This window comes from Vibrio penaeicida (assembly GCF_002933855.1).
In the GTDB taxonomy this organism is placed as follows: domain Bacteria; phylum Pseudomonadota; class Gammaproteobacteria; order Enterobacterales; family Vibrionaceae; genus Vibrio; species Vibrio penaeicida_A.
In genome coordinates, this window is sequence record NZ_BFAQ01000008.1 from 1,058 (window position 1) to 13,178 (window position 12,121).

At 42.7% G+C, this 12,121-nt stretch carries 10 protein-coding genes and 2 pseudogenes; 4 read left to right on the forward strand and 8 right to left on the reverse strand.

What is annotated here, in order from left to right:
• Positions 1-840: chitinase (locus VPNCDNU1_RS29040; protein ID WP_237324067.1), on the forward strand; the 840-nt coding region annotated here is incomplete at its 5' end.
• A gap of 135 nt (positions 841-975) precedes the next feature.
• On the opposite strand, the gene rplY is transcribed toward VPNCDNU1_RS29040, so the two are convergent.
• Entirely contained in the window at positions 976-1,254 is a 279-nt protein-coding gene (rplY, locus tag VPNCDNU1_RS01865; protein WP_104398782.1) for a 50S ribosomal protein L25, read from the reverse strand.
• 274 nt (positions 1,255-1,528) lie between these two features.
• Between rplY and VPNCDNU1_RS01870 the strand changes: the two genes are divergently transcribed.
• Positions 1,529-2,254: a glycosyltransferase family 2 protein gene (locus tag VPNCDNU1_RS01870; protein WP_104398783.1), complete on the forward strand. Its 726-nt coding sequence runs from the start codon at positions 1,529-1,531 to the stop codon at positions 2,252-2,254.
• A gap of 5 nt (positions 2,255-2,259) precedes the next feature.
• Positions 2,260-3,549 carry an LssY C-terminal domain-containing protein gene (locus tag VPNCDNU1_RS01875; protein WP_237324068.1) on the forward strand — a complete coding sequence of 430 codons (1,290 nt, stop codon included), beginning with the start codon at positions 2,260-2,262 and terminating at the stop codon, positions 3,547-3,549.
• A 50-nt stretch (positions 3,550-3,599) separates the two neighbouring features.
• Here VPNCDNU1_RS01875 and VPNCDNU1_RS29380 read toward each other — a convergent pair whose 3' ends face one another.
• The 4 genes and pseudogenes from VPNCDNU1_RS29380 to VPNCDNU1_RS01885 form a co-directional block, all read right to left on the reverse strand.
• Complete coding sequence (locus tag VPNCDNU1_RS29380) at positions 3,600-5,159, reverse strand: GlyGly-CTERM sorting domain-containing protein (protein ID WP_442758989.1); 1,560 nt, start codon at positions 5,157-5,159, stop codon at positions 3,600-3,602.
• 3 nt (positions 5,160-5,162) lie between these two features.
• Positions 5,163-6,215, reverse strand: a pseudogene (locus VPNCDNU1_RS29385) (M4 family metallopeptidase); the annotation flags it as partial.
• A 297-nt stretch (positions 6,216-6,512) separates the two neighbouring features.
• Positions 6,513-6,893 (reverse strand): annotated as a pseudogene (locus tag VPNCDNU1_RS29390) (hypothetical protein); the annotation flags it as partial.
• 342 nt (positions 6,894-7,235) lie between these two features.
• Positions 7,236-9,047, reverse strand: a complete 1,812-nt coding sequence (locus VPNCDNU1_RS01885) for a trans-sulfuration enzyme family protein (protein WP_104398786.1) — start codon at positions 9,045-9,047, stop codon at positions 7,236-7,238.
• A gap of 134 nt (positions 9,048-9,181) precedes the next feature.
• On the opposite strand from VPNCDNU1_RS01885, the gene VPNCDNU1_RS01890 reads away from it, so the two are divergent.
• Complete coding sequence (locus VPNCDNU1_RS01890; protein ID WP_104398787.1) at positions 9,182-9,637, forward strand: Lrp/AsnC family transcriptional regulator; 456 nt, start codon at positions 9,182-9,184, stop codon at positions 9,635-9,637.
• Here VPNCDNU1_RS01890 and VPNCDNU1_RS01895 read toward each other — a convergent pair.
• The 3 genes from VPNCDNU1_RS01895 to VPNCDNU1_RS01905 are packed head-to-tail and all read right to left on the reverse strand — an operon-like array spanning position 9,634 to position 12,036.
• A complete protein-coding gene (locus VPNCDNU1_RS01895; protein ID WP_104398788.1) occupies positions 9,634-10,983 on the reverse strand; it encodes an ATP-binding protein in 1,350 nt (449 codons plus the stop codon). The two genes, VPNCDNU1_RS01890 and VPNCDNU1_RS01895, sit on opposite strands and share 4 nt — an antisense overlap.
• The gene (locus tag VPNCDNU1_RS01900; protein WP_104398789.1) at positions 10,973-11,632 is read right to left on the reverse strand and encodes a response regulator transcription factor; all 660 of its coding nucleotides are present in this window, start codon (positions 11,630-11,632) and stop codon (positions 10,973-10,975) included. Before VPNCDNU1_RS01900 ends, VPNCDNU1_RS01895 begins: the two co-directional genes overlap by 11 nt.
• A gap of 5 nt (positions 11,633-11,637) precedes the next feature.
• A complete protein-coding gene (locus tag VPNCDNU1_RS01905; RefSeq protein ID WP_104398790.1) occupies positions 11,638-12,036 on the reverse strand; it encodes a PepSY domain-containing protein in 399 nt (132 codons plus the stop codon).
• Positions 12,037-12,121 lie beyond the last annotated feature (85 nt).

Here is a 12,121-nt window from a genome sequence, read left to right on the forward strand (position 1 = left end):
CGTGGTGCTAAACAGCTTTCTTACCACTTCAACTACGGACCGTTTTCTGAGGTAATGTACGATGGCGATGCAACAGTATTGCTGAACAACCCAGCGCTAGTTGCGGATACGTGGTTAAACCTTGCGTCAGCAATTTGGTTCTACCTAACGCCTCAAGCGCCAAAACCTGCCATGTTGCACGTTATCGACCGCACGTGGAAGCCTTCTCAACGAGAAATTGATGCTGGTATCGGTTATGGGTTTGGTACAACCATCAATATCATCAACGGTGGTATTGAATGTGGTGAACAAAACAAAAACAAAGGTCAGCCAGTTAACCGAATCCGATACTGGGAAGGGCTAGCAGCACACTACAACATCCCAATCGAAGCGGATGAGTCAAACACATGCTGGCAGCAAACACCTTATGGAAGTTTGAACCTGAATGGTGCGACAGACGTGCTTTACACTAACTGGGAAGCGGACTTTTCTTATCATGCTGATCGCCCAGAAGGTATCTCTTATGAGTGTAAACTTGTTGGTTACCAAACCGCCTATTCCGCACTTGTCCCAGGTGACTATGAAAAATGTGTGACTAATTTCTATCTGTCGCATCAAAGTTGGCCAGAAGTGCGTGTAGTGGATAAGTTAGATCCTGTGCCTACTCCAGGACCAGGTCCGGGTCCAAACCCAGATCCAAATGGATTTATTGTTTGGGAAGCAGGAAAAACGGATGTAGGCGCTGGAGCGAAAGTGACGCATAACGGTAAATGCTTTGTTGCTAAAAATGATCCCGGTGTTTGGGAAACACCTACTCAGAACAACTGGTTCTGGGAAGAAGTGACTTGCCCAGTTAAGTAAAAACATCAGAAAAAGCAAAACCCCAGCTGTTGGTAGCAGCTGGGGTTTTTAATTTTTTAGACTTTTCGGGTGGTAAATCCGAGAATCTTTATATGCAAAAGGCTGGATTTATCCGGCTAATTCCTTGGTGAGGAATTAGATGCGGATGAAGTCCATGTGCTCAACTTTTGGCTTGAACGCGTGACGTTGAACGTCTTGCGGCTTAACCTTAACTTCTGCACCGTCAATCACAAGAGTGATTGCTTCGTAGAATTCAGGCTTATCCATTTGGTTGATTAGCTCGTCGTGGTTTAGAGCGATAGAAACAGGCGCTGCTTCACCACCGTAAACGATTGCTGGGAATTGACCAGCGTGACGTAGGCGGCGGCTCGCACCCTTACCTTGTTCAGTACGTACTACTGCTTCGAATTTCATAAGATTTACTCTCAAATAGTAAAATTTAAAGTTCACCATCAACATAGCGACCTAGTCGATGATGCTAGCGCTGGATTAGCTTATACAAGTCAATCAACAGCGAGCGCGGATACTACCATTCTGGCTTTCTTGGAGCAAGCAAATTCATGCTCAATTAAGTAAGAACACTATTTTTACAGTACGATGAATGGAAAGTGAATCTTAGCCTCACCGCGAGTTAATCCTCAGCTTGATAGTTTAAGCGTGACGAACAAGCAGAAGAGAGAGTGAACTTATGGAACCTATCAGCATAATCGTGATCACATTAAATGAAGAAGCCCGAATAGCTAATCTGCTAAAAGATTTAAGCCAGCAGAGCTATCGAAACTTTGAAGTGATTGTGGTGGATTCTAACAGTGATGATGAAACAATCAACGTAGCGTCTTCGTTTGGTGACGACTTACCAGCCCTCACGGTATACAACATGGGGGAAAGAGGTGTCAGCTTGGGCAGGAATACTGGTGCTTCAAAAGCTAAACATAATCGACTGCTATTTTTGGATGCGGATGTTCGGCTAAGACCATCATTCCTACAAAATGCAATAGAAAAACTATCAGAAACGAAGCTAGAAGTTGCTGGCATCTACATGGGATCAAAAGATCTTCCCTTAGCGCATAAGGCGGGATACGGGCTGTTCAATATAGGATTATTTGCTACTCAGTTTGTGTTTCCAACAGCAGTGGGAGCTTGTATCTTTTCGACCAAAAGAGCTCATGCCGATCTAGATGGGTTTGATGAGCAAATTACGTTGTGTGAAGACTGTGACTATGTGAAACGTGCAAGCCAAACATGGCGTTTTCGTTTCCTGCCTATGACGTTTGAATTCGACCCTCGACGCTTAGATCAAGACGGCTTTGCCGCAACAGGATGGGTGTATCTGAAAGCGAATGTTAGGCGATTTTTCTTTGGTGAGATGCGTAATCAAGAAATGGAGTATAAATTCGGGCATTACACTCGCTAATGGAAATGCTTACGTTATTCCTTGGTGCATTATTGGATGGGTTAATAGGTCCGAATTTAATTGTGATGGGGGAGCCATTCCTGCTGAGTGCAGGCTACTTGCTTCAGCAGGGAAGTCCTGCTGGGGTACTAGCCGTGCTTTTAGGGGCATTGGTTGGTGATCAATGCAGTTACTTCATTGGTTGGAACTTCGGTTATCGCATTCAGCGTAAACTAATTCACACAAAACCAAGTTTACGTAGGGTATTTGCACGAGCTCGGCTTTTGATGCATCGAAAAGGTGCTTGGGTGATTACTTTCGCTCGTCTACTTGGTCCTGTTGCCTGGGTTGTCCCATTTATTGCTGGAGGAAGCAGGGTAAGTTGGCGCCGTTTTACTCTTTATGATTCCATCGGCGTTTTCATAGGAGTGGGTCAATTTGTATTCTGGGGTTATCTTATTTCTTATGGACTGGAATCTTTTGAACTACTCACCCAAATTCAAGTTTTTGTAAAAGAACATATAGCGCTAATTTCCCTATTATCTGTTGTTTTTGTATTCAGCGTCTATTGGATCCGAAAGTTTGGAGTTAGAAAATCAGTATCCAGAGTGTTAGTTTTTGGAGCGATAGGATTATTGGGTCTGAATTATTATCACTTTTTTATTCAAAGTTACCCTGCAAATAAACCTATACCATCAAATCATCGCAGTCTTGCAAGGACTGACTTTAATGTGTATCCGGGAAGAGCCGATGTGTACGACGCACAAGCGATAAATCTTGTCTTTATCGGTGAGTCCCCCCACATTTTGATGAACAAGATGGGGTGGATAAAGAACCGTACATTTAGCCGAAATCAATTCAAAGTAAAAGACTATTTGTCGATGCTGGATAAAAGGGTTCCTCCTGTATCTGATCTGTATTGGAAAGGTGAACCTCAATGGCTTGCGTATCAGCTACCAGGTGACTTACTGAACAGAAGCCATGTGCGTTGGTGGAATATTGGTGTTAACTCAGATATAAACCAACCCGTGTGGTTGGGAGCAATAAGCTATGACGCAGGGCTTAAAATTTCTCATTATAATGGCATCGTAACGCTACTTCACAAAATCGACCCAAATGTTGATCAAGAACGTGATCGCTTTGCGGAGGAAGTCGAACTGAAAACGAAGCATTGGGAATCGGTTCCTTTAAAAGTAACGTCTCCTAGCGTAATTAATGAATCACAAGATTATTACTCCGACGGGTTTGTTTCGGTTATTCAGCCGAAATCTTTGAACTTGGCAACTGCTCATATACTGCTACCTAATGCGGATTGATCTGAATTGGAATGATAAAGCCCTTGAGAATTCTCAAGGGCTTTTGCTGACTAGATTCTATTTTTTCGACGTGTTAGAGCAAGTAAGAACAATCCAAACAAAGCGAGCATTGAAGTAGAGCCTCCACTGGAACCACCTGTTTCAACTTGTTTTTGGGTTGGAGCCGAATCACTTCCGTCTGGCATGCCGTCGTTGTCAGTATCAGGGTCCATTGGGTTGGTTTTCGCGATGTATTCGCCCAAATTTGTTAGTGAATCTCCGTCAGCATCCCCAGCAGCATCAGCCGCATCAGTTGGATCGAGATTATTATCGTGCTCCCATTTATCTGGCATGCTATCACCATCAGAATCAGACTTGTTAGGGTTGGATTTTATCTCAAATTCCTGCAATGCATTTAACCCGTCATTGTCTTCATCGGAAGTGGCATCGGATTCTAAAAGAGGGTTTAGGTTGTGCTCCATTTCCCAGCCATCTGGAAGGTGGTCAGAGTCAGTGTCGGAGTTCAGTGGATCTGAACCAACAGTATTAATCTCTTCACCGTCACTGAGTAAATCACTATCGCTGTCGGAATTTTGTGGGTTTGTTTGGTGAACGTATTCATCATAGTTTGATAGCGTGTCAGAATCGGCATCAGAATCTCGATCGGATGGATCGTTTGGATTTAAACCATTTTCATATTCCCAACCATCTGGAATGTCGTCGTTATCGGTATCATGAATTGTTGGATTACTATGGGAATCATTGATTTCTATATAATCTGAAAGACCGTCATTGTCGCTATCCGATAAATTCGGATTTGTGCCAACATTATGTTCTTCTAGGTTGGTTAAATTATCATTGTCACCATCTAAGCTAGCATCGCCTGCGTTTTGCGGGTCATAACCATATTTGTTTTCCCATGAATCACTCATCCCATCAGAGTCTGAGTCGGTCGCAACAAATTTAACGTTATCAATCCATGCAGAATCAAACCCAGAAGACAGGGAGTAGTCTTTAGAGAATTTGAAGTGAAGAGTGTTGAATCCTTCCTGAACGGCAATAGTTACACTCTCTGAGTGATAACCCGATGTCTTAATCACCAAACTATCGTTTAAGTACATTTCAAAGTAGTCGAAATATTTTTCAGATTCGACTTTATAATCAAATGTTAATATGCCCGAAGCAAAGATATTTGAAAATGTAACCTGCGATGATTGGTTATCTTCAATGTCAGCAGAGACAAAACTTGCCACTCCATGAGTGTTGTTGGAATTTGAAATAATCCAGCCTTTGGTTGCCTCGGTTGGTGTGCTCCAACCAATTGGTGAACCATTTTCAAAAGATTCATGGAGGGTTGATAGTAAAGGTGGGTAAGAGTAGGCATCGTTTGCTCTAGTACCCATTTGATATTCTTGGCTATTTGTAAAGCCATCGGAATCTAAATCTAAAATTGCATCGGCAGAGTCTAATGGATCCAGACCGATATTTTTTTCCCAGCCGTCAGGTAAACCATCGGAGTCAGAATCGACATCGGTTGGTTTTGTTCCAATTCTGACCTCTTCACCATCATTGATACCGTCACCGTCAGTGTCTGGAACTAGTGGGTTAGTTTTATATGAAAACTCTTGCAAGTTTGTTAAGGCATCACTGTCACCATCCAGTTCAGCATCACTTGCACTCGTTTCATCCAACCCATAAGTGATTTCCCATGTGTTAGGCATACCATCGCCGTCTGTATCAATTGGTATATCGTCGCAAACGACACCTACCTGTTGAAATGATTCAAAGGCTTTTTGCCAGTCATACCCTTTGTCTCGTGCTGCTAAAATCACTCCGCATGCGCCTTCGACATATGTGGTACTGGGGGTCCAATAAAATCGATTGGCATCCACATAGGCAGTGAATGCTTTTTGAATATTCCATCCAGTCGAGTTTGTGAGTAAGTAAAAAGCCCGGTTGAATACCCCACTGCTGTAGTGAACATCAAGACCGTCGTAATAGTTATCGGCATGACCTATAGAGCTGCCATCTCTGGTAGGATCTTCTAAATATCGAAGTGCCTGACCCGTCGCTTTGAATATCGTTTCTCCGACCAGCCAATCATTGCTGCCCGTCATAAAGTACTCTGCGGCTTCGCCTGCGACATCTGAAAACGATTCGTTGATGCCTCCAGATTGGTTTGAGTAGATAAGACCGCTGTTTTGCTCGGTAAAACCGTGGGAGACTTCATGTGCGACGACATCTAGGCTTACTAGTGGGTAAAAGCGGCTGGCACCATCCCCAAAGGTCATTCTTTGACCATCCCAGAACGCGTTCTCGTAGCTGTTGCCGTAATGGACTCGCATCTCTAACTTTTGGCTTAATGGAGAAAGTTGGAACCAATCGTTATAGAGGTCAAATACAACCCCACCAAAATAGTGAGCATCGTTTAATGGTGAATACGCGCCATTAATTTCTTTATCATTGTTTGTTGAACAAGTAAAAGAATGAACCGAGCCTCCATATTTAGAGTGGTTCATGTTAAGAGTTCTAACCCGATCGTTTTCTAGTAAGCACTCAGTTCCATTTTGAGTCACTTCTAGGTGGTTGTATTCTGTCCCGTAATTGTATCGCCCCGTTTTTAGATTCCCGCCAGGACCACTTGCTTGGGCATGTGTCATGGAATTCCACGCTTCGATAACCTTTCCTTGTTTATTTACAAACGCGTTGAAACGAATAGGGTTTGCTACGTGACCATAAGGTGTCGCGATGAACGTAACATGTTTAACCTCGAATGCTTGTTGTTCTTTTAATGCAATGGTGGCGAGGCTATTCTCGCGCTCAAAAGTCCATAACTTTCCTTTCGCAAAATTGGCATCAAAATACGCTTTTGCTAAGTTCTTTGCTTCTAAATCAGTCAGAGTACGAAGAAGTGCGCCTGATTGAACATCTTGATTTGCCCCGACTAATACTTGCCCACCTAACCAGTAGACACCTTGGTCATCAACATGGATTGATACCTGTTTGCCATATACAGGCACACCGTTAATCGTTTGAACGTACCTTTGATGAAGCTGTCCGGAAGATGAATGTACACTTTTTAATAGTTGGAACTCTTCATTATCCGAAAGTGCGTAAACCTTTTTGAGTTCAGATAAAACAGCGTTACTACTCGACGTGACATTGACCGTCTGTTGAACTCCTTGAGTACTTGATAAAGCATTCTGTTTCTGTAAATGATTTAAGCTCAGAGACACAGAGTTTGCAGCGATTGCGTTAGGGAAGTAGGAAGCGGGTAAAATTGAAGCACAAAGGGCGATAACAATTTTATTAGGGCGCAAATTTAACTTTTTTGTAGGCGAGATTTGCCCAGCATACTTAAACACGGTGAAATATCCTTTTCCTGCATTTTGAAAATGCAGTTTTAACTAGCCAATATATAGTTTGTCTTCCTGACGGGCAGAACACGAAGAATGTGTTTCTAGATGCAATTTACATTAAATATATGTGTATGGATCTTTGTTAATCGAATAACTTATTGTTTTTGTAGTAATGTTTTCGAATTTGTTTTTATAAGTGAATTATTTAATGACATTGCATTTATCAAAGCAATGAGTTTATTGGCGACTCGTGATCTCAGCAGGCAAGTATTGGATATTGGAACTAAAACCAATAAGTACTTAAGTGTTTTTTGGTACTTATTGGCTTGATTTAAGCTAGAGCAAACCCTATTCAGAGTACTGATTGAAACTAGGTGTACTCATTGAAAATTTCTGGTGGACTTCCATGTACGTACTGAGATAAATCTCATCGATTTTTTCAGCACTTGGGAATTGGGTTGAAAAATCTGAGTGTGCCAAGTCTATCGATAGTTTTGCTGCATTTACGATATGAGCAAGGAACATTCTTGGATCTTCTAAGCCGACCGAAATACGCATGGTGGTGGGGGTTATGCCTGCGTCCTCTTGAGCTTTTTCTGAGAGCTCTGAATGCGTAGTCATGGCGGGGCAGAGCGCCACCGTATTCGTCTGCCCAAGGCTGACTTGCATCCCTATCGCGGGTTCTAACATATCGAAAAACTGCTTATAGACGTCTTGGTTTATAGCTTCCCGACCTCCGCTTCCTTCCATATCGATAGTAAATAAGGAGGCGGGTAACGATAAATGCATATTCTCCTTAAGGACAGGGTAATTAGGGCTGCTTTCTAGCCCAGGACATGACACATTAATATCAGGGTGAGCATCAAATACTCGTGCTAATGCCAGTGTATTCACCGATTTTTGAATCACTCGCAGCTCAAATGTCTTCATACCGTTCAAGACTTCAAATGCTTTATCAGCATCGAGAAAAGCGCCTTTTACATAGTAAACATTCCAAAAAAGGGTTTCATCCCAGTTGCGTTGGCGAATTTTACCATTGGCCGCCTTGTAGCTAACAGAATCGCCTTTGGGAATGAACATTTCTTCATTACGACCAATGACCACACCAGCCGTTGTTGTTCCTGAGCCTGCGAGTTCTTTCGTGTAGGAATGGATAACAAAATCCGGTCGCTCTATGGGATCATCTTTCTTTAAAACGGGGTGTAAAAAAGGTGTTCCAACAGTGGTATCGACCATCACCATCCAGTTACGTTGGTGAGCGGCTTTGGATATACCAGCAACATCAAGCACGTAGCCGTGGGGATTACATGGACTTTCTAAGTAAATATAAATTTGCTTACCAGTTTGGATTCTGTCTGAATATTTTTCTGCCACCGTATCCATGGCTGCGGAAAAGTCGCTAGCTTCATAGCCATCTACCCACTCAATAGCGACATCCAGATTAGAAGATTTTCGGTACCAATCGTGTAATAACTGGTATGAGCCGCCATATATATTTCGGGAAGCGATAACGATGTCTTCTCGACCGAGAGTATGGCTAAGTAGTCCATCAATCGCAGCCATTCCGGAGTTAAAATTCCAAGCTAGATATTGATCTGCATTTGTTCCGGTTTCGATATCTACGATGTGATTCGCCAAGCTGATAGAGGTTGGATTGAGTAGGCGAGAGTAAATTTCATGTAATGGCTCTCTACCATTGAACGCATCTTCGACCCATTCGGTACAGGCAAATAGATAAGTTGCCGTTCGAGTAATAACGGGGCTTGCTGAAAATATGGCGGCAACATTGTCAAAGATTGGGTATGCCCCTTTAGGGGAAAAATGGCCTTTATTGGTTGCAATGGATTGATAAGTGGCACGCATCGGGTTTTGAAGGTTATCTAGGATTTTCGCTAACTGAAATGAGAGAAACCTTTTAGCGTTAAACCATGCAATTCGGTCGCTTTTGTCCAATTCGGTTAACCCATCCATGGTAATAGCCCATAAGTCGTGGGTTTTGCTGTTTGCGTTATATAAGGTTGTAGCAAGTTCTACTAATGTACGACCGTAATCTGTTTCGACATCAATACCAAAGTGCTCGGCTTGTTCTATGGCAAGCGCAAATGCACTGTCTTCGGACGTGGAGTTTCTTAGAGGACTAAGTTGTTTTTCAGGTTTCATAAAGCATCCTTGCACGGTTTGGTTAAGATATTGTTAATTTTAAGTGCAAGCTCAGGGTGAATGATTGCAATATATGCTCTAAATTAATCATTATTTAGCAGAATTTTTTAATTCAGAATGATATTGAGCAACTTATGGATAACATTGATAAAAAGATATTGAATGAACTGCAAAGAGATGGTCGGCTAACAAATCAAGAACTGGCAGATAGGGTATCGTTATCGCCTTCCCCATGTTTAAGAAGGGTAAGAGCACTTGAAAAAGAAGGGTTACTACAGGGGTATCATGCTCATGTAGACCAAGAAAAGTGTGGGTTACCAATCAATGTTTTTGTGTTGGTAAAGCTAGAAAAACCGACGGAAGATAATATTCATCAGTTCGAGGTAATGGTGCAAGATATGGAGGAAGTAATGGAGTGTTTCTTAATGACAGGTAGCCACGATTATCTCCTTAGAGTGGTCAGCCACTCTTTACAGACTTACGAAAGGTTTATCCGTAAAGAGTTGACTTGCTTACCGCATATTGAGTCGATAGAGTCTAGCTTTGCGTTTGGACAGGTTAAAAAGCAATTTGCCCTGCCTATTCGCTAGCGCTTTTTCTGATTTGTACACAAGTTAATGATCAGTTTGGCTTTGGTGCCGCCTGAATCGCTGTCTTCCAAAATAAGCTGTCCTCGATAGCTGTGCGCCATTTCTTGAACAATGTTTAAACCCAGTCCTGAACCTGGTGTTTCTTCATCGAGGCGAACTCCTCGTTTCATTACGAGATCTTTCTTTTCATCCGGAATGCCCGGACCATTATCTTCAACAACCAATGCTACTTGAGTTTCGGAAACGGGCTCTGAGTAGACGCGGATCTGAGATTTCGCCCATTTGTAACCATTTTCGAGTAAGTTACCCAGCATTTCATCCATATCTGTCGCTTCAACCGCGACTTTCAAATCCGAGTCTAGCTCGTTGATGAGTAGGATTTCTCTGTCTGCGAATACCTTATCAAACGCGATGGAAATCGCATCAACTTGATCGCTCGGTTGGCAACTGACAGCCAAAATATGCATTGATCCCGCCATTCGAGCGCGTCCTAAATGGTAATCAATTTGCTGCTGTAAGTTGATGAGGGAAGGTTCAAGTTTTCCTTTGGTATCCACATCGAGTTGGGATACTTCGTTTTTAAGAACGGAAATGGGTGTTTTTAAAGCGTGAGATAAATTGCCTGCGTGATTTCGAGCGCGCTGCAATAATTCCTGATAATGGAAAAGCAAGGCATTCAAATCCGAAGTCAGAGGCTGAACCTCTTTAGGGTAGTTGTTTTCTAGGGCGCTTTGCTCTCCTGATCGCAGCTTATGTAACTCTTTCTGCATTTTCCCGAGAGGTCGAAGCGACCAAGAAACTTGAAGCCCAATTAGGATTAGGATGCCGACAAAAAGCAACATAAGCACCAGAGATATCTGACCCATTAAAGCGTGGAGTGTATCTTCCAAAGGTTGTTCATCTAACCCCACAGTAATAGTTATAGGTTCAGAAAAATCGGGCAAGTAGATATTTCTTTGAATATAAACGAGCTTTTCACCATTCGCGCCTCTAGCTCCTTTGAAGCGCTTAAAGGTGATTAACTGGTCCCATAGCGAACGTGATCGCATGACTTGGTTTTCGGTGACTGCCATCCAATATAGCCCGCTGTAGGGGCGGTTGAACCGAGGGTCGGATAACCTAAAAGGCATGACCATTCTACCTTGACCATCTACATCAATGTTGGCTGTGAGCTCGTCCAAAGACAGGCTGAGTTGCTGCCGAATGTCTTCTTCTAGATAATCTTTGATTAAATTTGGGATAAGAAGACCAGCCGAGAATACCATTAACCCTAACCAAATAACCGCCCCAGCAAGAAGGCGGTTTCTTAGGCTTAAGTGCCGTACAAAAGCGGGTTTAATTAGCATTCAGTTGATATCCAAGTCCGCGCACTGTTTTAATCACATCTGGCGCGATTTTTTTGCGAATTCGTCCAATAAACACTTCGATGGTATTAGAATCCCGATCGAAATCTTGTTTGTATATATGCTCTACCAGTTCTGTTCTGGAAATTACTTTTTCCGCATTGTGCATAAAGTAGGCAACTACTTTGTATTCGAGCGCGGTAAGGCTAATTGCTTGTCCTTGCCATAATACTTTGGAGGTGCGCGTGTCTAAGCTTAAATCACCGACCTGCATAATAGGCGATGCATTGCCAGAAGCACGGCGCAGTTGGGCGCGTATACGTGCAATCAATTCAACCATTTCAAAAGGTTTCGTTAAGTAATCGTCTGCGCCAGCATTCAAGCCTTCAACACGCTGAGATAGGGTATCGCGAGCACTAAGAATAATGACAGGGGTATTTATATTCTCATCTCGTATCCCTTTAAGTACTGTTAAACCGTCCAATTTTGGTAGCCCAAGATCCAGTACGATCATGTCCCACTCTTCGGACGTGGCTCTATACAAGGCATCAATCCCATCTTCTGATAATTCGGGAACCCAGCCAGCCTGCTCAAGAGTTTCAATAATTTGCTCGCCTAAACGAGGCTCATCTTCTACTACGAGTACTTTCATTTTGTTTACTTCTTATTTTGTTTTATGACTTGATTAAGGTTTCTGCCCTTGATCTGCATGAGTTCAAGTGTGCTGGCGTCGTATTCGACTTTGATGACATTGTTGTCGTGTACTAGCCTGAGCTCATATATCCATTGGTCATCATCTTCATCTAGCTCGACTTTAATTACCCGACCATTTAGTTGATTTTCAACCGCCTGATACAAAGCGGAAAATGGCTGAATACGTCCTGCTTGAACAGCTTCATAGACATCATCCTGATCTTCATCGATTTCAATTCGAGTCCCATCGTGCGGAACGTCGATCACAATTGAATTTGGAGATTCATCTTGAAAAGCATAGGCCTGACTTACCCCAAGTGGGAGCAGAAGCAGAGCGATAGCTGCAATAGGATGTCGAAACATAGACTTACCTTAAAAGCGATAACTGTAAAGGAGTATAAACAAGTAAAAATGAATAGAAAGTGAACTTAGGCATGACAACAACAAT

Coding starts and splice junctions, on each gene's coding strand:
- rplY (WP_104398782.1), bottom strand. CDS start 1,254: ATGAAATTCGAAGCAGTAGTACGTACTGAACAAGGTAAGGGTGCGAGC.
- VPNCDNU1_RS01870 (WP_104398783.1), top strand. CDS start 1,529: ATGGAACCTATCAGCATAATCGTGATCACATTAAATGAAGAAGCCCGA.
- VPNCDNU1_RS01875 (WP_237324068.1), top strand. CDS start 2,260: ATGCTTACGTTATTCCTTGGTGCATTATTGGATGGGTTAATAGGTCCG.
- VPNCDNU1_RS01885 (WP_104398786.1), bottom strand. CDS start 9,047: ATGAAACCTGAAAAACAACTTAGTCCTCTAAGAAACTCCACGTCCGAA.
- VPNCDNU1_RS01890 (WP_104398787.1), top strand. CDS start 9,182: ATGGATAACATTGATAAAAAGATATTGAATGAACTGCAAAGAGATGGT.
- VPNCDNU1_RS01895 (WP_104398788.1), bottom strand. CDS start 10,983: ATGCTAATTAAACCCGCTTTTGTACGGCACTTAAGCCTAAGAAACCGC.
- VPNCDNU1_RS01900 (WP_104398789.1), bottom strand. CDS start 11,632: ATGAAAGTACTCGTAGTAGAAGATGAGCCTCGTTTAGGCGAGCAAATT.
- VPNCDNU1_RS01905 (WP_104398790.1), bottom strand. CDS start 12,036: ATGTTTCGACATCCTATTGCAGCTATCGCTCTGCTTCTGCTCCCACTT.